The sequence below is a fragment of the Polaribacter vadi genome, assembly GCF_018861005.1.
In the GTDB taxonomy this organism is placed as follows: Bacteria; Bacteroidota; Bacteroidia; order Flavobacteriales; family Flavobacteriaceae; genus Polaribacter; species Polaribacter vadi_A.
Genome location: NZ_JAHKQL010000023.1, coordinates 20,894 through 40,711 on the forward strand (window position 1 = coordinate 20,894; position 19,818 = coordinate 40,711).

Annotated in this window: 22 protein-coding genes; 10 read left to right on the forward strand and 12 right to left on the reverse strand. The window is 28.1% G+C overall.

The annotated features are described in order from the left end of the window. Positions 1-13: 13 nt before the first annotated feature. The 6 genes from KO506_RS11890 to KO506_RS11915 form a co-directional block, all read right to left on the reverse strand. Positions 14-436 (reverse strand): thioesterase family protein, encoded by a 423-nt coding sequence (locus KO506_RS11890; RefSeq protein ID WP_215995135.1) that lies wholly within the window; start codon positions 434-436, stop codon positions 14-16. Between the two features lie 15 nt (positions 437-451). Continuing rightward, positions 452-1,321: a DUF5777 family beta-barrel protein gene (locus KO506_RS11895; protein ID WP_215995136.1), complete on the reverse strand. Its 870-nt coding sequence runs from the start codon at positions 1,319-1,321 to the stop codon at positions 452-454. A gap of 10 nt (positions 1,322-1,331) precedes the next feature. Further along, on the reverse strand, positions 1,332-1,877 hold the full coding sequence (locus KO506_RS11900; RefSeq protein ID WP_215995137.1) for a YceI family protein: 546 nt from the start codon (positions 1,875-1,877) through the stop codon (positions 1,332-1,334). A gap of 19 nt (positions 1,878-1,896) precedes the next feature. Continuing rightward, the gene (locus KO506_RS11905) at positions 1,897-2,307 is read right to left on the reverse strand and encodes an OB-fold putative lipoprotein (RefSeq protein WP_215995138.1); all 411 of its coding nucleotides are present in this window, start codon (positions 2,305-2,307) and stop codon (positions 1,897-1,899) included. An 11-nt stretch (positions 2,308-2,318) separates the two neighbouring features. After that, entirely contained in the window at positions 2,319-2,675 is a 357-nt protein-coding gene (locus KO506_RS11910) for a c-type cytochrome (protein WP_215995139.1), read from the reverse strand. Positions 2,676-2,811: 136 nt separating this feature from the next. Beyond that, positions 2,812-3,897: a LytR/AlgR family response regulator transcription factor gene (locus KO506_RS11915; RefSeq protein ID WP_215995140.1), complete on the reverse strand. Its 1,086-nt coding sequence runs from the start codon at positions 3,895-3,897 to the stop codon at positions 2,812-2,814. 135 nt (positions 3,898-4,032) lie between these two features. Between KO506_RS11915 and KO506_RS11920 the strand changes: the two genes are divergently transcribed. Genes KO506_RS11920 through KO506_RS11930 form a run of 3 tightly spaced genes read left to right on the forward strand, consistent with a single transcriptional unit; the run spans position 4,033 to position 5,912 of the window. Beyond that, entirely contained in the window at positions 4,033-4,470 is a 438-nt protein-coding gene (locus tag KO506_RS11920) for an OB-fold putative lipoprotein (protein WP_215995141.1), read from the forward strand. After that, positions 4,463-5,011: a YceI family protein gene (locus tag KO506_RS11925; protein ID WP_215995142.1), complete on the forward strand. Its 549-nt coding sequence runs from the start codon at positions 4,463-4,465 to the stop codon at positions 5,009-5,011. The genes KO506_RS11920 and KO506_RS11925 overlap by 8 nt, the downstream gene beginning before the upstream one ends. Continuing rightward, positions 5,001-5,912 (forward strand): DUF5777 family beta-barrel protein, encoded by a 912-nt coding sequence (locus KO506_RS11930; protein WP_215995143.1) that lies wholly within the window; start codon positions 5,001-5,003, stop codon positions 5,910-5,912. Before KO506_RS11925 ends, KO506_RS11930 begins: the two co-directional genes overlap by 11 nt. A gap of 98 nt (positions 5,913-6,010) precedes the next feature. Here the strand turns inward: KO506_RS11930 and lon are convergent, their stop codons facing one another. After that, on the reverse strand, positions 6,011-8,464 hold the full coding sequence (lon, locus tag KO506_RS11935) for an endopeptidase La (protein WP_215995144.1): 2,454 nt from the start codon (positions 8,462-8,464) through the stop codon (positions 6,011-6,013). 198 nt (positions 8,465-8,662) lie between these two features. On the opposite strand from lon, the gene KO506_RS11940 reads away from it, so the two are divergent. The 5 genes from KO506_RS11940 (at position 8,663) to KO506_RS11960 (ending at position 12,618) form a co-directional block, all read left to right on the forward strand. Beyond that, the gene (locus tag KO506_RS11940) at positions 8,663-9,610 is read left to right on the forward strand and encodes a hypothetical protein (protein ID WP_215995145.1); all 948 of its coding nucleotides are present in this window, start codon (positions 8,663-8,665) and stop codon (positions 9,608-9,610) included. A gap of 98 nt (positions 9,611-9,708) precedes the next feature. Then, complete coding sequence (locus KO506_RS11945; protein WP_215995146.1) at positions 9,709-10,275, forward strand: RNA polymerase sigma factor; 567 nt, start codon at positions 9,709-9,711, stop codon at positions 10,273-10,275. Further along, positions 10,265-10,789, forward strand: a complete 525-nt coding sequence (locus KO506_RS11950; protein WP_215995147.1) for a hypothetical protein — start codon at positions 10,265-10,267, stop codon at positions 10,787-10,789. Before KO506_RS11945 ends, KO506_RS11950 begins: the two co-directional genes overlap by 11 nt. After that, complete coding sequence (locus KO506_RS11955; protein WP_215995148.1) at positions 10,770-11,858, forward strand: DUF4097 domain-containing protein; 1,089 nt, start codon at positions 10,770-10,772, stop codon at positions 11,856-11,858. Before KO506_RS11950 ends, KO506_RS11955 begins: the two co-directional genes overlap by 20 nt. Before the next feature lie 25 nt (positions 11,859-11,883). Then, a complete protein-coding gene (locus KO506_RS11960) occupies positions 11,884-12,618 on the forward strand; it encodes a head GIN domain-containing protein (RefSeq protein ID WP_215995149.1) in 735 nt (244 codons plus the stop codon). 96 nt (positions 12,619-12,714) lie between these two features. Here KO506_RS11960 and KO506_RS11965 read toward each other — a convergent pair whose 3' ends face one another. Continuing rightward, positions 12,715-13,890 carry a GlmU family protein gene (locus KO506_RS11965; RefSeq protein ID WP_215995150.1) on the reverse strand — a complete coding sequence of 392 codons (1,176 nt, stop codon included), beginning with the start codon at positions 13,888-13,890 and terminating at the stop codon, positions 12,715-12,717. A 102-nt stretch (positions 13,891-13,992) separates the two neighbouring features. Continuing rightward, on the reverse strand, positions 13,993-14,772 hold the full coding sequence (locus KO506_RS11970) for a choice-of-anchor V domain-containing protein (RefSeq protein WP_215995151.1): 780 nt from the start codon (positions 14,770-14,772) through the stop codon (positions 13,993-13,995). A gap of 266 nt (positions 14,773-15,038) precedes the next feature. Here KO506_RS11970 and KO506_RS11975 point away from each other — a divergent pair, with 266 nt between their 5' ends. Then, a complete protein-coding gene (locus tag KO506_RS11975) occupies positions 15,039-15,581 on the forward strand; it encodes an acyl-CoA thioesterase (RefSeq protein ID WP_215995152.1) in 543 nt (180 codons plus the stop codon). Beyond that, complete coding sequence (locus KO506_RS11980) at positions 15,568-16,146, forward strand: NUDIX hydrolase (protein WP_252726855.1); 579 nt, start codon at positions 15,568-15,570, stop codon at positions 16,144-16,146. Before KO506_RS11975 ends, KO506_RS11980 begins: the two co-directional genes overlap by 14 nt. Before the next feature lie 87 nt (positions 16,147-16,233). On the opposite strand, the gene KO506_RS11985 is transcribed toward KO506_RS11980, so the two are convergent. The 3 genes from KO506_RS11985 to KO506_RS11995 all read right to left on the reverse strand — a co-directional run bounded on the left by KO506_RS11985 (position 16,234) and on the right by KO506_RS11995 (position 19,646). Continuing rightward, positions 16,234-16,998, reverse strand: a complete 765-nt coding sequence (locus tag KO506_RS11985; protein WP_215995153.1) for a DUF6503 family protein — start codon at positions 16,996-16,998, stop codon at positions 16,234-16,236. Between the two features lie 32 nt (positions 16,999-17,030). Beyond that, complete coding sequence (locus KO506_RS11990) at positions 17,031-17,798, reverse strand: DUF6503 family protein (RefSeq protein ID WP_215995154.1); 768 nt, start codon at positions 17,796-17,798, stop codon at positions 17,031-17,033. An 81-nt stretch (positions 17,799-17,879) separates the two neighbouring features. Further along, complete coding sequence (locus tag KO506_RS11995) at positions 17,880-19,646, reverse strand: ABC transporter ATP-binding protein (RefSeq protein ID WP_215995155.1); 1,767 nt, start codon at positions 19,644-19,646, stop codon at positions 17,880-17,882. Positions 19,647-19,818 lie beyond the last annotated feature (172 nt).

The window sequence follows — 19,818 nt, forward strand, 5'->3', positions numbered from 1 at the left end:
TTATTTAAATTGTTTACTCAACTTCCCTAAACTCTTTATCTTCTACAAAATATTTTATGATTGTTTTTGGTGGAGATATCGTTTGCCAAGAAGTATAATCGAACCAAAATAATTCTCTAGTTATTGTTGTACATAATTCTTTTTTATCATTATAAAAATGTATGCAAACATTCATTTTTTGATTTGAAAAAGCAATGCTCTTAAACTCTAAATCTACAGAAAAAGACTGTGTAAATAATAAAGGTTTATATTGTATAATTTTATCATTTTTCTTTTGCAAACCTACCTTTAAAGCATTCATTTTTAACCTTGTAAATCCTTTTACAAATAAAAAAGTTTCTAACAATTTTGAAGAATAACTTAAATAAGCTGCATTTTGCATCACCATAAAATCGTTTACATCTTTACCATTAACTTTATAATTTCTTTGAAACATAGTTTTAGTTTTGATTTAAAATGTTCTTGAAATGTTAAAACCAAAATGAATATCACCACCAAAGAAATTACCAGTATTTTCTGCTATAAAACTCTTTTCTATCATAGTAATTGCATTCGACAAAATTAATTGAAATACATGCCCACCAGTTTCTATATCTACACCAAAAGCCAATGAATTTCTAGCATTTATAGATTCTGATTCATCAAAAGCATAATAGTATTCACTGTTTAAAGAAACTCTTTTACTTAATTTTAATCTACCTCCAAAACCAAGCGCAAAAATATCGTGAGGATCTGCTTCAATTTTAACCGTATTTCTATGGATGTAAGTTGGAGTTACTTGAAACGAAAAAGACTCGCTAAACTTTCTGGCAATTAATACTTGAGAAACATAAGATAAACTTTCTGCAAAAGTTCTTTTATCTGCAGGATCATAATCTTTAATGGTTTTTACAGCAATACTACTAAAAAGTGAAACTGCAAAAGGAAAAGGTTTTTCGCCATTTTGTTGTTTTATTAAACTATATTTTAAGAAAGAATCATAGGTTTTCTCAAAACTACTTCTACCAAAACCCGCAGTTAAATTATCTGTTACTCCATATTCTAGAGCAAAACGTATATTAGATTGATCTAAGCCAAAAAGTTCATCAAAACCTAGATTTATAGCACCAAATCTGTGAGAAATTATAAATTCTAATTCACTGTCTTTTCTATTTTCTATAGAATGCCCATTTAAAATTCTTGTTCCTTTAAAAGTTGCTGTAACAATATCTTTTGTTTTATTTTCTGGTGTTTCGTTATCTAAAATATCTAACAAATCATCTTGTGAAAAGGTAGAAACATTAATAGAAACAAGAAAAATGGCTAGTAGTATTTTTTTCATTTTTTAGGTATTATTTTTTATAAAATTGGTGATTTAAATTAAAAGTTACTTTTATTTTTTTAGCAATGTTTTTTGCAACTACAGCTGGTATTTTTACATTAAAATCTTCTAAACTAATCATAAAATCTCCAGTAACTAAAATGCTGTTTTCTTTTTTAGTCATATTAGCATCAATAGTAATTTCTTTAGAAACTCCGTGAATTGTTAAAAAACCTTTTACTTGTTTTTTACTTACCATATCATTTACAGTATCAAAATTTAAAATTTCGCCTTTAAATGTAGCTTTTGGGTATTTGTCTGACTCTACATAGTTTTCATTAAAATGTTCTTGCATTAAAGCTTTTTCAAACAAAAATGATTTCATTAAAATTGAAATTGCCATTTTGCTATTATCAGTATCTATAATACTTAACACCTGATTATTATCTGCAGAAATATCTTCCATTGTTGCTTTAGAATAAAAGCTAATAGCACCACTTTTTGTTAAATATTTTCCTTGACTGTAAGTTATTGCAACAAATAAAAAGCAAGTAACTATTGTTATTATTAATTTCATATTTGGTTTGGTTTTTATATTAGAATTCTGATTTCACTAAAATAACATCCATTAAATACCCAGTACAGATACCTTTTATGGTAATGCTTTCTCCAACTTTTAAATCACTCATTTTATTTGTAGCTTCTTCTGATAAATGGCACAGAATACTTGCAAAATCGTCATTTGTTTTTAAGGTTATAATTCCTTTTTCTTTTTCAATTTTTATATCAGAAATAATTCCTTTTATAGCAATAATTTTTTCTAAATACTTAGAATTTGCAGTAGTTTCATCCGTAGAAAAATCTTCAATAATTTTGTTTGCAGAAACATTAAAATCAGCCTTAGTAGCAACAATGTTTAAATGGGGTTTATTGTATGTTTTATAGCCTATAATAGCACCAACAATTCCTAAAATAAGAATAACTAAAATAATTTTCTTAACCTTCATACTCAATTATTTTAATTATTTAATGCTCCATTATCTACCCAGCAAGTAATAGCCTCTATTTCTGTAGTTGTTAAAGAACCACCTTGTGGCATTCTTCTACTAACAACCTCTGCTTTTACACTTGTAGCATTTGCACTTATGCCATTGTAAGTAGTAAGATTAGGAAAATTACCTCCTGAACCATGACATTGAATACAATTATTATCAATAATCGGCTTTACGTTAATTGTGTAAGTAATAGTTGTACAAGGATCTGTTTCTGGTTCATCTTCAATAATAGTTTCTTCTACATTTGTTAAACAAGAAGCTAAAAAAAATGAAAAAGAAAACAGTAAAAATGTTTTTCTAAATTGTGAGTTGACTTTCATTTATAGTTGGTTTTAGAATTACCGTAAAATAAATGATTTACAACTGTTTATAAACTATTAAGTTCTTTGAAAGAGAAATAAAAAAGGTTAAAAGGGAAAAAAATAAGTTAAAAGAAAAGTATTTTTAATTGAAAAACTAAATACTAAGCCATTGTTTAAACTCTGCAGCTTTGTTTTTACTGATAATTATTTCTTCGGATGTTTTAGACTGTAATAAAATTTTTAACTGACTATTTCCGTATTTAATAATTTTATCAATAGCAGTAATACTTATAATAAATTGTCTGTTTGCTCTAAAGAATAAAGTGGAGTTTAAATTGGTATACATGTCATCTAAACTCAAATTTGTTGTAGATCTTTTACCATCAAAACAAACAACATAAGTTATTGTATTTTCTGTATAAATATAGGCAATATCTTTGGTTGCAATTGGCACTAATTCATTTCTAACATACGTAAGAATTCTCTCTTTTTCTTTTTCTGTAGTTTCTTCTTTAATAGTTTCTAATGGTGTTTCTGCCACTTTTTCTTTATAAGAAACTAAATCTGTATTCAGCTTAGAAAGGTTTACAACTTCTGATGTTAAATTAGAATTTCTTAATTCTAATTGTTTTTCGTAGGCACTACCAATAATTCTTACTGCAACAAAAGAAAGTACAATAACAAGAATACCCATTATTAAAAAAATAAGATGAAAATTACTTTTTAAAGTATTCATTTGAGTAGAAATACTCTTAATATTTACATTGGCAGCAACAATTAAATCAGCATTTTTAATGGGTGATATGTGAATAATTTCTGATTGAGAATCAGCATTACTATTCACTAATAAATCATATAAATCATCAGAATTATTCTTTTCTTTTAAAGAGGTTAATAAAGTTTGATTAGAATTAACCAACTGCCCAACTTTTGTTTTATCAGGGTTTGCAATTTCTTTACCACTCCAATTAAATACACTAATAAACCAACTATTGGCATTAGAACTTTCTATAATTTCTTGAATATTTGTTACAATAGCTTCTTTTTTTATACCAGAAGATAATTGAAAATCAATAAGTTTTGCGACTTCATTTGCTTCTCTTTTGCTAGATTCTACTTGAACTTCTATTAATTGGTTTGCACTTACTTTTATAAAGTATTTAGATGCAAATAAGGCAACCATTAAAAAAATAGCTGCTATAGATAAAAAGGTTAAAAAATAAAGTTTGTCTTTTTTCATTTTACATAAAGAAAGCCGAAATATACTACTATTCTTAATTTGTAGTCAAGATTTTATTCCTCTTTAAGTGATTTTTTTCGCTTTCATATCATTTTTTTTTCTAAAAACAATAGTTTTTATTTTCTTTGATGATATATGAAAACTAAAAATAAGTTTTTACTGATAATGTTATTTTTGTTGATTTTAATAGGTGTTGTTTACTTTTCTAACCCTTTTTTAAACTCATCAAATAAAAACCTAGAAAACGAACTAGCAGAGCTTAGCTTAAATGCTGGTGAATTGGTAAACTCCTATTCAAATAATGAGGATAAATCTAATTATTTATATACAGGTAAAATTTTAGAAGTTACTGGTACTATTAAAGAAATTACATTTTTAAATGATAGAATTACTATTATATTAAATAGTAACTTTGAAACATTTGGAGTAATTTGCGACATCAACCCAAATCAAAAAAGAAAAATAGATCAACTAAAAGAACATCAAAAAATTAAAGTAAAAGGTATTTGCAAAGGTTTTTTAAAAGATGTTATATTACTAAATTGCACAATCGATTTACCAACCAATGAATAAATTATTACCGCTTTTTTTTCTTGCGATTTCTTTTGCAGATTTTAATGAAAAACAAAATCAATTTATTGCAAGGCAAGGCCAAATTTCTTTTTTTTCTTATACTAATGTAGAAAATATTGAAGCTAAAAACAATCAAGTTCTTAGTATATTAGATATAGAAAAACAAGAAATTGCAATAAGTATGTTAATGCGTGCTTTTGTTTTTAAAAAGGATTTAATGTATGAACATTTTAATGAAAGCTATATTGAATCTGACATTTATCCAAAGGCAAATTTTGAAGGAAAAATTATTGATTTTGATGTAAACACTAAAGAACCTCAAACTAAAATTATACGTGGAAAAATTACAATTCATGGAATTACTAAAGAAATAGACATTAAAACAACTATCAAAAATAATAATGGAAATTATAATTTAACAGGAGAATTTAACCTAATTGTTAATGATTTTGAAATTAAAATTCCGCCAATACTCTCTAGCAACATTGCCAAAACAATTGCCATACAATTCAACTTTAAATACGAACCTTATGAAGAATAAAAACATATTTAAACTGTTCTTGTTGTGTATGCTATTAGTGCATTCTTCTCTAAACGCACAGGGTTTATTAGACAAATTAGAAAACGAATTTCCAGACAAACCTGTTTACGAAATTGCTACGTTTAAAACTACTAGAATTGGTTTAGGGCATTCTATTGAAACACGTAAAAAAGGAGCTTTAGAAATTTCTTTATATAATAGATACTGGAACATTCCAGACTTTAAAGGACAACGTTTTTTAGCTGATGTGGTTAGTATACGTTATGGTTTAGATTATGCTTTTTCTGATAATTTTACTTTAGGTTTAGGTTACACAAATCACGATAAAATTTCTGACGGTTTTTTTAAATATAAACTTTTAAAACAACGTCAAAACTCCAACAAAGGATTGTTTAGTATTACCTTGATTCAAGGTATTTCTCACAGAAAAGTAGAAGGCATTTATAATGATAATTACGAACAAAATAATGCTTCAAGTTCGAGTAGATATGCTTTTACCAGTCAAGTTTTAATTGCAAGAAAAATAAATACAGAACTTTCTTTACAAGTTGCACCTACTTTTATACAAAGAGCAGAAAATCCTTTAATTGATGATACTAAAAATCAATTTGCAATTGCTTTTGGAGGTAGGCATAAAATAGGTGGCCATGCATCTATTGTATCAGAATATTTTTATGTAACAAATCCTTTAAAATCTATTGAAACCTATAATGCTTTTATGATTGGTCTTAATTGGGAGTTGAGTCATTTATTACTACAATTTCAAATGACAAATGCTAGAAATTTTGCAGAAGATACTTTTATTACTCAAACTCGAAATAATTTTAACGCTAAAGATGGTAATTTCCATTTTGGATTTAATGCTACTTGGGTTTTACAGACTAAAAAGAAAAAACTTTAGCAAATAAAAATTCAAATTGCTTTTTAATAAAAACTAAAAAACTCTTATTCTTTAGTTAGAATAAGAGTTTTCTTTAAATTTATCTGTATTAAAATACACTAAACTAATTTCTTAGCATTTTTAACTTTTTGCTTTGTTAAGGCAATATCAATTACTTGTTTCATATCAGAGACATAATGAAAAGTTAATCCTTTTAAGTAACTTTCTTTAATTTCTAGAATATCTTTTCTGTTCTCTTCACAAAGAATAATTTCTTTAATATTTGCCCTTTTTGCAGCCAATATTTTTTCTTTAATTCCGCCAACAGGCAACACTTTTCCACGTAAAGTAATTTCGCCAGTCATTGCTAATTTATTCTTAACCTTTCTTTGTGTATAAGAAGAAATTAAAGAAGTTAACATGGTAATACCTGCACTTGGCCCATCTTTAGGAGTTGCTCCTTCAGGTACATGAATATGTACATTGTATTTTTCTAAAACTTCTGGTTTAATACCAAACTCTTCTGCATTAGATTTTATGTATTGCAACGCAATTGTTGCAGATTCTTTCATTACAGTACCTAAATTACCAGTAATAGAAAGATTTCCTTTTCCTTTAGATAAAATAGATTCTATAAATAAAATATCTCCACCAACAGAAGTCCAAGCTAAGCCTGTAACAACACCAGCAACATCATTTGTTTCGTATTTATCTCTGTTTCTTGGTGTACCTAAAATTGCTTCAACTTTTTCTGATGATAAGTTAACCTCATATTCTTCTTCTAAAGCAATAGATTTAGCAGCAAAACGTACTACTTTAGCTACTTGCTTTTCTAAACCACGTACACCAGATTCGCGAGTATAACCTTCTACAATTTGTTCAATTTGTTTTTTACCTAATTTTAAGTCTTTAGAAGACAAACCGTGTTCTTTTAATTGTTTAGGCAATAAATGTCTTTTGGCTATTTCTATTTTTTCTTCAATAGTATATCCTGTAACATTTATAATTTCCATTCTATCTCGCAAAGCCCAAGGAATTTGTCCTAAGTTATTGGCTGTTGCAATAAAAAGTACTTTCGATAAATCGTAACCAACTTCTAAATAATTATCGTAAAAAGCTTCATTTTGTTCAGGATCTAATACTTCTAACATTGCAGAAGATGGATCTCCTTGATGACTTTGCCCTAACTTATCAATCTCATCCAAAACAAAAACTGGGTTTGATGTTCCTGCTTTTTTAAGATTCTGAATTAAACGTCCAGGCATTGCACCAATGTATGTTTTTCTGTGACCCCGAATTTCAGCTTCATCTCGTAAACCACCTAAAGACATACGTACATATTTACGTCCTAAAGATTCTGCTACAGATTTCCCTAATGAGGTTTTACCAACTCCTGGAGGTCCATATAAACAGATAATTGGCGACTTCATATCGTTTCTTAACTTTAAAACGGCCAAATGTTCTATAATTCTTTCTTTTACTTTTTCTAAGCCAAAATGATCTCTATCTAAAACTTTAGTAGCACGTTTTAAATCGAATTTATCTTCAGAGAAAATTCCCCAAGGCAATTCTAACATCAACTCTAAATAACTTCTTTGCACACCATATTCAGCAGCTTGTGGATTCATTCTCTTTAAACGCGCCAATTCTTTATCAAAAGTATCACCAACTTCTTTGGTCCACTTTTTAGTTTTGGCTTGCTTACGCATTTCTTCTAATTCTTGATCGTTAGAAACGCCTCCTAATTCTTCTTGAATAGTTTTTAATTGCTGATTTAAATAATACTCACGTTGTTGTTGATCTAAATCTTCTCGAGTTTTAGACTGAATATCATTACGCAATTGTAGTTTTTGAAGCTCTTTATTTAAGTTTTTTAACGTTAATAATGCACGTTCTTTTAGATTATCCTTTTCTAAAATCACTTGTTTTTGCATTACTGATAAATCCATATTTGAGGCAATGAAATTTACCAAAAACGAATTAGATTGAATGTTTTTTATGGCAAAAGAAGCTTCACTTGGCAACATTGGGTTTTCTTTAATTACCTCTAATGCTTGCTCTTTAATAGAATCGATAATTGCATCAAATTCTTTAATATTTTCTATTTCCTTATTTTCTACAGCTTCTTTTACAGTTGCTTTTAAATAAGGCTCTGTTTGAATTAATTCGTCAATTTCAAAACGTTTTTTACCTTGAATTATAACAGTTATGTTACCATCAGGCATTTTTAAAACACGTAAAATTTGCGCAACAACTCCTGTTGTATGAATATCTTTTAAAGTAGGTAATTCTTCTTCTTCATTACGTTGTGCAACAACTCCAATTATTTTATCGCCTTTATTAGCATCTTTTATTAATTGAATCGATTTATCTCTACCTGCTGTAATTGGTATTACAACTCCAGGAAATAAAACAGTATTTCTTAAAGGCAATATTGGTAAAGTTTCTGGTACACTTTCTTTATTGATAATCTCCTCATCTTCAGCTGTCATTAAAGGGATTAACTCAGAATCTTCACTCATAATATCTTGAAAAGACAAACTGTCTAACTTTATAATTTTTGATTTGCTCATATGCTATATATCTGTCATTCTGACATTGATTAAAATATAAATCGAAAATCAACATCTTTCTTGTAAAATTAAAATACTGATAATCAAAAATATAAAATAATATTATTGATTACCATAATTACTAAAAACAATTGTTGTGCCAATTAATATAAATTTAAATTACTTCATTAATTTTCATCATTTTTGTAAAAAAAATAAATGTCTAATATTACAATAAAGACTATTAAGTATAAAGGCTGGAAAAATGCAATTGAAATAACAAATTTAACAATAAAGCTAATTGTAGTGCCAGAAGTTGGTAGAATATTACATTTTAGTTTTATAAATTCTGATAATATTTTTTATGAAAATAAAAAGTTAGAAGGTTTAGAATTTATAAAAGGTAACTATTATATAAAAAAAGGTATAAAACAAGCTCCTAATATTGGTGGCAATAGAGTTTTACCCTGTTCTGAAGATTATTTTCATTTAATTACAGGTTCTAGGCATATACCAGATCCGTTTATAAATGCAAGTGAATATAAAGTTACCTTTTTAAAAAATGGTATTCTTCTTAAAAGTCCTGTTAGTAATTTACTTGGCATACAAATCAAAAGAAAAATTACTATTAATGATTTAGGTACTAACGTAAATATAGTACAGGAATTAATTAAAATAAAACCCGCAAAAAATATTGAATTAGAAAAAATACCGCTTACAATTTGGAGTTTATCAAAAATTAAAACTTCAAATATTAGTTATGCAAAATTAGCAGAAAACAGTATTTTTAAAAATGGATATACAATTTCTAAATGGCCAGATGCCAAGAATTATGCAGAAGAAAATGCATCCGTAAAAAACAATCTTTTAGCATTAAAATCTTCTGATGAGTTTCCTCAAAAAATTGGTACGGATTCAAGAAATTGGGTAGCAGGTTATTCAAACAATACTTTGTTTGTAGAAAAATTTATCTATGATAAACAAGAAACATATCCTGATAATGGAACTTCAGTAACCATTTTTGGTAATCATTTATTTACAGAATTAGAATGTTTAAGCCCTGAAAAGAAATTAAAAATTAATGAAACAATACGTTATGATTTAAGTTGGCAATTAGTTAATCTAAGCAACCACCAAGAAGCAGAACAACTCCTTAACAAATTGTAAATCAAAAAAGTATAATATATATTTAAAAAAAAAAATTTTATTTTCACAAAACTGTCACAACTCAAAAATAGTTTTGTCTTTAGTATAGAAGTTTTTAATTGGAAGCTAATCAACCACATATAACCAACCTTTTAGAACGCTGTAAATCGTCTGATAAAAACGCGCAACTGAAAATTTACAATGCTTATTACAAAGCAATGTATAACTCAGCCCACCGAATTTTAAAAGACAGTTACGAAGCTGAAGATATTATGCAAGAAGCATTTTTAACAGCGTTTACAAAGCTAAATTCCTACAAAGGGGAAGTTGCTTTTGGTGCTTGGTTAAAACGAATTGTTATCAATAAAAGTTTAACACAACTTAAGAAAAACAATCGTTATGAAGAAGTAAAACTAGAGGTTGTACCTAATGATGAAATTGAAGATGAAGTAATAAATTACACAGGTTTAAATCCTAAATTGGTTTTAAACACTTTACAAGGATTAAAAGATAATTATAGAGTTGTGCTCACTCTTAATTTAATAGAAGGTTTTGATTATGAGGAAATTGCACAAATATTAAATTACACAAATGAAAATGTGAGAACCACAGTTTCTAGAGCAAAGAAAAAATTAAAGCAAGTTATACTTGCCCAAAATATACAAGCACAAGCTTATGGAAGATAAATTACATAACTTTTTTTCTGAAAATGGTTTCGATTTTCAAGAACCACACTCAGGCCATTTAGAGCGTTTTGAACGTAAACTAAATTCACCTAAGAAAGTAAACCGTACTTCTTGGAAATGGCTTTCTGTAGCAGCATCTGTAGTTTTAGTTCTTGGCTTTTGGTTAGGTAGCACTCATCAAAAAAGAATGATAGATTTAGCAGACGTTTCTCCTAAATTAGAAGAAGTACAAGACTATTTTGTAACGACTATTAATCAAGAATTAAAAACGGTAGAAAAAAACAGAAGTTTAGAAACAGAATCTATAATAGAAGAAGCTTTAGATCATTTAGAAGAATTAGAAGATAATTACAGACTTTTTATTTTAGAACTAAATGCTGATGTTAATAAAACAACAATCATCAATTCTATGATTAGAAACTATCAACAACGTTTAGAAATTTTAGAAAATGTATTGCAACAAATTGAACAGATTAAGAATCCAAACCTTTTAAATGATGAAATCTATATATAAAATTACATTCCTATTTTTACTTTTTCCACTCATAGCATTCGCAAATAGTGATGGTAAAAAACAAGAAAAAAGTAAAGTTATTACTAAAGAATACAAAGTAAATGCTAATGCTAAAGTAGCTATTAACAACAGGTATGGAAATTTAGACATAACCACTTGGGATAAAAACCAGGTAGAAATTGAAGTTACCATTACTGTAAAAGGTGATAACTTAGAAAGTTTAGAGGATAAGCTAGCTAGTATTGATGTAGAATTTGAAACGTCTTCTAATTTTATATCAGCAAAAACAATTTTTGAAAAACAGCAAAAAAATGGTTGGTCTTTCTGGAAAAAAAGTAATAATGTTAGCTATAAAATAAATTACAAAGTAAAAATGCCAAAAACTAATACTGTTGATTTAGACAATGATTATGGTAGTATTTTTTTAGGTGATTTGTCTGGTAAAGCAAATATAAATTGCGATTATGGTAAAATTATTGTTGGTGAACTATCTGCAAGTAATAACAATATTAATCTAGACTACTGCTCTTCATCTACCATAAGTTACATGAAAAGTGGAAATGTAAATGTTGATTATTCTAAAATTACTATTGATGAAGCTGAAGATTTAAAAGTAAATGAAGATTACTCTACTATTAAATTTGGTAAAGTTAAAGACATCAATTTTAACGCAGATTATGGTTCTGTAACTATTGATGAAGCTGTAAATGTAGATGGTAACTCAGATTATGCAAGTATGCGAATTGGTACTATTTATAAAAATTTAACCATAGAAACTGATTATGGAAGTGTTTCTGTAAAAAGATTGGCAAAAGGTTTTGAAAGTGTAGAAATTGACGGACAATATGCAGGTATTAAAATTGGTGTAGATGAAGATGCTGTTTTCGATTTTGTACTAGACTTACAATATGCTGGTTTTAAATATGATGATGACCAAATTGAGTTTTACAAGAAAATATCTAAATCAACAAAAAAATATTACGAAGGTAAATTTGGTAAAGGAAATTCTGATGCTAGAATAAAAATAAGATCTCAATATGGTGGTGTATCCATCAAAGAAAACTATTAATCAAATCAATTTAAAAAATAAAATTATGCTTAAAAAAATTACTTTATTACTATTTACAATTACTTTAAGTTTATCTACCAATGCACAAAGTTGGTGGGGGAGTAATAAAAAAATAAAAGGAAATGGAAATGTTGTTACTGTAAATAGAACAACTTCAGATTACGATGGAATTTCAGTTGGCGGTTCTTTTGATGTTATTCTTGTAGAAGGTAAAGAAGGAAACATAAAAATTGAAGGTGAAGAAAATATTATCCCTTATGTAGAAACAGAAGTAAGTGGAAATACACTTAAAATTAAATATGAAAAAAACATTAATATTAATACTACAAAAAGACTTACTGTAACCGTAACTTATAGAGATATAGATAAAGTTTCTTTAGGTGGTTCTGGTAATATTTCTAACGAAGGCACTATAAAAGCTAGCGATTTAAAAACTTCTTTAGGTGGATCAGGAAACATTACTTTAAAAATAGATGCTGATGAAGTTAGTGCAAACATTGGTGGTTCTGGAAACATTAAATTAGAAGGAATTTCTAATGAATTAAGTTGCTCAATTGCAGGTTCTGGAAGTATAAAGGCTTATGAATTAAGTACAGATACTTTAAATGCAACAATTGCAGGTTCTGGTTCTATAAGAACTACAGTAAAAACCAAAATTAAAGCAAAAGTAGTAGGTTCTGGAAGCATTTATTACAAAGGAAATCCTAAATATGTAGATTCTAAATCTGTAGGTTCTGGTGATGTAATTGATAGAAATTAAAGAGAAATATCATTTTAATAATAAAAAAGACCTAAAAATGAAAATTCATTTTTGGGTCTTTTTTATTTTATAACTTTAAAAATCAGTTACTAATTTTTAATAGTTTCTGTATTGTTGCGTTTCTTCAAAAACATGTTGTAAAATTCGTTTTTCTACATCATCAAAAACTAAATTTCTACGTTGCATAACTACAGTAGCTACTTCGTAAACTTTATTAGTTTTATATTCTGTAAATCCAGATGCACCTCCCCAACTAAAAGATGGTACAAAATTTCTTGGAAAACCACTTCCATAAATATTAGCAGAAACACCAACTACAGTTCCTGTATTAAACATTGTATTTATACCACATTTAGAATGATCTCCCATCATTAAACCACAAAATTGCAATCCGGTTTTTGCAAATCTACCAGTTTCATAATCCCATAATTTCACCTCAGCATAATTATTCTTAAGGTTAGAGTTGTTAGTATCTGCACCTAAATTACACCATTCTCCTAAAACTGAGTTTCCTAAAAAGCCATCATGTGCTTTACTAGAATAGCCCATTAAAACTGAGTTATTAACCTCACCTCCTACTTTACAATATGGTCCTAATGTGGTAGCTCCGTAAATTTTAGCACCCAATTTTAAAACGGAATGGTCACACATTGCCAAAGCACCTCTCACAACACAACCTTCCATTATTTCTGCATCTTTACCAATATAAATTGGTCCATTAGAAGCATTTAAAATAGCAAAAGATATTTTAGCTCCTTCTTCTATAAAAATATTTTCTTTGTTTACACATTGTACAGTATCAGGAATTGGTTGAGACGTTCTGCCTTCTGTAATCAAATCGAAATCTTCTTGAATGGCTTTGTTGTTTAATGAAAAAATATCCCAAGTATTTTTTATTTGAATAATATCTTCATCAAATTCAATTGCAGTGTATTCTTCGAAATTTACTTCTTCTTGTGTATCCGAAGTAAAAAAAGCAATTACATCATCACCTTTAAAAATAGCTTCATTTTCTGATAAATTTTTAACTTTTTCTACCAAACTATTTGTTGGGCAAAAAGAGGCATTTATTAAAATATTCTCTGCCATTTCTACCATAGGATATTTCTCTTCTAAATACTCTTCTGTAACTGTAGTTGTAGTTAAGCTTAAATATTTTTCCCATTTTTCTCTAATGGATAAAATTCCTACTCTTAAGTCTGCAACTGGTTTTGTGTATGTAAATGGTAAAAGGGATTTTCTAACATCTCCATCAAATAAAATATAATTCATTTCTTGGGTTTTATAGATAAACGAATTTAGTTTTTTTAAAGCACAAAAAAAAACCGATTGCAATAAATACAACCGGTTTTCATCATTTGAACTGAAAAGATTTTACTTTTTTATAAATTTCTGACTTCCAATTTTATCATCAGAAACCACTTTTAAGATATAAACACCTTTTGATAAATCACTTACGTTAATTTTACTATTTAATTCAGTAACATTATGTGTTAAAACTAATTTACCTATATAATTATAAAATTGAACAGATGCTTTACTTGAACCAGAAGGTAATTGAATCGTTACATTTTCTACAGCAGGGTTTGGATATAAATCAAAGTTTAAACGTTGTGCTTCTTTTATACTTAATGAAGGCGAAGATGTACTTGCTGTTACTACTTGATCTCCCCCATCAAAAGCACTTCCATTTCCATTAGCTGCATTTACAGCAGTGTAAAATGTTACATTACCTAAATCTGTAGAAGGTGATCTCCAGGTAAAAGACCAATCTCCAGAATTTGATGGAAAAGTGTGTGTTACTGCTTTATTACTATTTACAGTTCTACTGCCAGAACCTGCAGTAAAAGTACCAATTTTTGCATTCGAATTACTTTCAGCTGTAAGTTGAAAACCATGAGCAGAAGAATTAGAAGTTGTGTTTACATTTATTGTATAATCTGTATCTAACAAATAACCAGTAACAGGAATATTAGACGTTATTATAGCAGATGCATTAAAATTACCTCCACTATGACATGCAGCACAAGTTGCACCTCCATCTCCTGGAGAGCCAGATCTAGCATCTGTTCTACCTCCAGAACTAGACATTAATAAAAAAGCTGAAACTGGTATTAGTAATAAAAAAAGTTTAAAAATGTAGTGTTTTTTCATTTGTTTTGAATTTAGTTGATTATACTTTTATCGTTAATTTTAAAACATTTACTAGAAAACAGATTATTGTTAAATAATTAATTCTATTTTCTAAATAACACTGTAAATAAAGCAATTAGACAAATAAAAACAAACAAATAGTAGTTAAGAGGGAAAAAACAACCTCTAAAAAGGAATATTATTACTTAAAAATATCCTCTTTTTAGAGATATCTAAAAAATACCAAAAAAAAAGAATTGTATTTTTGAAACATAACTTTTAGCAATATGAAATATAAACACATAAGTGAATCTCAATTAACAATCAATGAGTTAATGCTTCCTTCTCATTCTAATTTTAGTGGTAAAATACATGGTGGACATATTTTAAATCTAATGGATCAGATTGCATTTGCTTGTGCATCTAAACATTCTGGCTATTATTGTGTTACAGCTTCTGTAAACAAAGTAGATTTTTTAAACCCAATAGAAGTTGGTGAATTATTAACCTTAAAAGCTTCTGTAAACTATACAGGAAGAACATCTATGGTAGTTGGCTTAAGAGTTACATCAGAAAACATTAGAACTGGCGAAATTAAACACTGTAACTCTTCTTATTTTACAATGGTTGCTAAAGATGAAAATGGTAAAAGCGTTGCTGTACCTGGTATTATTTTAACAACAAAAGATAGTATTAGACGTTTTGCAAGAAGTATTGTTAGGCAACAACAAGGTAAAAAAAGAATTTCTAGATTTTACGAAGATGCTTTTAAAATAGAAGAATACATACACCTTTTTGAAGGTAGTAATTCTAAAATTGAACTTACTTAAACTTTTTTCTTTGGATGAATTAATAGACATTTTAACTCCTGATGGAAAACCTACAGGAAAAACCGCTTTAAAATCGGAAGCTCATAAAAATGGATGGTTTCATGCAACTGTACATATTTGGTTATTTACTTCGGATGAAAAAATATTGCTTCAAAAAAGAGCATTGACTAAAAAAGTATTTCCGGGTTTGTGGGATATTTCTGTTGCAGGACATATTGGTGCTGGTGAGTCTATTTTATCATCAGCAAAAAGAGAAGTTTTTGAAGAAATTGGACTAGAACTAGATTCAAAAGAGCTTATAAAAATTGGTACACGAATTCATGAAATTTCGCATCCAAATGGAATTCAAGATAACGAACATCATCATGTTTTTGTTGCAGAATTAAAAGTTCCTGTTTCTGATTTAACCATTCAAGAAGAAGAAGTTGACGCTATAAAATTGTTTGATTTATCAATATTAAAAGACACAAAAAACCTCGAAAACGTATTACTTTCTCGTTTTCATGATTATTATTGTTCGGTTTACGATAAAATTAATAAACAAATACAAAATACTTTATCTTGATTTTGTTGTTGTACTCTTAAAAATACACAAAAAAAAGACCCTAAAAACATTGGTTTCTAAGGTCTATTTTTTTTAAAACTGATTGATTTACTCAGTTGGTTTTGTATAAAATGAATCTGCTAATTTTGCCTGACTTATTAAAGGTAATTTAAAATCAACAATTTTTGTTGTTGGTACAAATTTATTTTCTTTATCCTTTTTATACCAAGTAATTTGATTTGGTAAAATAAATCCGCTTACGTTTTCCCAAGAATTGTATCTAATATACTTGTAATTATCTGTTGGTGATTTAGACCTAAAAGTTACTGTATAAGCCAACCATTCCATTTTATAGGTTTCTGGGTTGTAATACACAATATAATTATCATCTGGAGATGTGCCTACGTTTGCTTTGTAAGAAATTTTATAACCAGGATAACTTGTTTCTTCAAACAGAAAATCGTCTACTTTTTCGTAAATAATTCCATCATCTGCCAAGACAAAAGGCATAGCATAAAAGTAAAAATACAAGTTATAATAAAAAGCAGGATCTCTTTTTAAGCTTCCTTTCACCTCTTCTAAAGACCATATTTCTTTACCATCAAAACCCAAAGAATACTTAGGTGTATTTACAACTATTTTACGAGAATGTAAATCTGATGTATGTACCTCATCTTCTTTATTAAAAGAAAGTGTTTGTACTTTTCTCCAAGCTTCAATTCCTCCATGAGCTTCAAAAACTTTCCCTAATTCTGTTGGGAAATTTTCTTTTTTATCCTCAACTTTTTTAACAACTTGTTTAGCATCTTTTTTAGGCTCATTTTTACATGAAACCACAAAAACAATCATCAATAATAAAAGTATTCTTTTCATAATTTATATTAAGATTTTAGTTGCAAATATATTTATTTTACTGGCTTTGAAAAAAACGATTCTGTTAAATCATTTTTTCTGAATGTTGCATCTGTAAATACTGTTGCTGGTCTAGCAGGTTCTGTTGGCACACCATTTTCATCTTTTTTATACCAAGTGATTTCTGATGGTAAAATCAATCCATTTACATCATTCCATTTACCATATTTAATAATATTAAATTTATCGCTTGGTTTTTTAGACATAAATGTGGCTGTGTAAGCTAACCATTCCATTTGATGTGTTTCTGGGTTAAAATACAACTTATAGTTATCATCAGGAGAGCTACCAATATTTGCCTTAAAAGACATTTTATAACCAGGATATGCTACACCATCAAAAGTTAATGGATCAATTTTTTCATAAGAAATTCCATCATCAGCTAACACAAAAGGCATAGCATAAAAGTAGAAGAAAAGATTGTGATAAAAAGCAGGATTACCTTTAAAAGTTCCTTTTTCTGTTTCATCTAACCACACTTCTTTTCCGTCAAAACCAACAGCGTAGTTTGGCGCATTAATTACATTAATACGAGATTGTAAATCTACAGTATGCACTTCTTCTCCTTTTTTAAATGATAAAATTTCTGCATTTCTCCAAGCATCAATTCCTCCATGAGCTTTAAAAACTTGTCCTAATTCTTCAGGGAAACTTTCTTTTTTAACCTCAACTTTTTTAACAACTGCTTTCACTTCATTTTTAGGCTCATTCTTACAAGAAATAGCGATTACAATAATTAACAATAAAAGTACTTTTTTCATAATTTGATTATATATTTAAATTCAATAGTACAAAAGGTCGTTTTTATTGTAAGTCTTTACAAAAAAAGTAAAATTTAAATGTTAAATTTTTGCTTGATAAGTATACAAGTCATAATATCTACCTTTTTTAGCAATCAATTCATCATGGTTACCTCTTTCTGCAATTTTACCAGCTTCAATTACCAAAATTTGATCTGCTTTTTTAATGGTACTCAATCTGTGAGCAATAACAATTGTAGTTCTATCCTTTATTAATTCTGATAAACTTTTCTGAATTAAAGCTTCACTTTCTGTATCTAAACTAGAAGTAGCTTCATCTAAAATAAGAATTCTAGGATCAGCTAAAATTGCTCTTGCAATTGCTAATCTTTGTCTTTGTCCTCCTGATAATTTTACACCTCTTTCACCAATTAATGTGTCTAAACCATTGTCAAATCTATCTGTAAACTCGTTTACATAAGCTGCTTTTACAGCATTTTGCAATTCTTCTTCAGTTGCATTTGGTCTTGGAAATAGAATATTTTCTCTGATTGTACCTTCAAACAAAAACTCATCTTGTAAAACAACACCTAAATTTTTACGATAACTAGATAATTTTACTTTAGACATATCTTGATTATCAATAGTAATTACACCTGATTTCGGATTTAAAAACGTGGCTGACAAACCAGCAATGGTAGATTTACCAGAACCAGAACTACCCACTAAAGCTGTTACAGAACCTGCAGGAACTTTAAAATTGATATTATGCAATACCTGTTTTCCTGCTTCATAAGCAAATGAAACATCATCAAAATTAATTTCTCCTTTTACATTTTTTAAAGCAATTGTCCTGTTTTCATTGTCTTCTTCTGCAGTCATATTCATTAACTCTTCTGTTCTGTCTAAACCAGCTAAAGCTTCTGTTAATTGACTACCAATATTACTCATTTGCACAATTGGAGCTACCATAAATGCCAAAAGAGTTGTAAACTTAAATAAATCACCAAAGGTCATTGTACCTTGAATCATATAATAACCTCCAATGCCCATAACTCCTGTAGTGGCTACACCTATTAAAAAAGTAGATGAACTTGTCATAATAGCAGTAGCTGTCATACTTTTTTTAACATTGGTAAAAATATCTGCAACTCCTTTTTCAAATATCTTGCTTTCTTGCTCTTCTGCATTAAAAGCTTTTATTACTCGAATTCCGCCTAAAGTTTCTGTTAAACGCCCTTTAACTTCTGCATTAATTTTACCTCTAGCTCTAAAAATAGGGCGAATGTATTTGAAAGATTTTAATGCAATAAAACCAAAAATAGACAAAGGCACGAATGTAAAAAGTGTCATCCAAACATTCATTTTTATTAGAATTACTAATGTAATTATTGCTGTAAAAGAACCACCTATTAATTGTACTAAACCAGTACCTATTAAATTTCTTACCCCTTCTACATCACTCATAATTCTAGAAACCAATGCTCCAGATTTTGTGTTATCAAAAAAACTAATTGGCAGTGTTAATACTTTCTTTTGCACTTCTGCTCTTAATTCTGATATTAAATATTGTGCTTGAATACTTAATACTTTTGTCAACAAAAAAGAAGTAACTGCTTGTATTAAAATTGCCCCAAGTACAATGGCTACTAATGTATACAATTGATTAAAGTCTTTATTTGGCACTACTTCATCAAACAAAACTTTACTTTGTAAGGGCAATACAAAACCAGATAAACTTCTAATGATAATTAAAATTAACCCTAAAAAAACAAGATTTCTTCTGGGCCAAATAATGGTTTTAAAAGCTTGTTTTAAAGTAACTTTTGGTTTCTTTTTTTCTTTTGATGATTCTTTATAATGCTGCATAAACTTTTAATTGTCAATTTATATGCCATTAGAAATTATTATGACAGATGTGCAAACTTACCAAAAAAGACCTGTCAGGTTTTAAAAATCTGACAAGTCTTTTTTTTGATGATTCAATTCGTTAGCAAACTAGCCTGCGTGAGCGATAGAAACGACATCCTTTTTGCTTTTT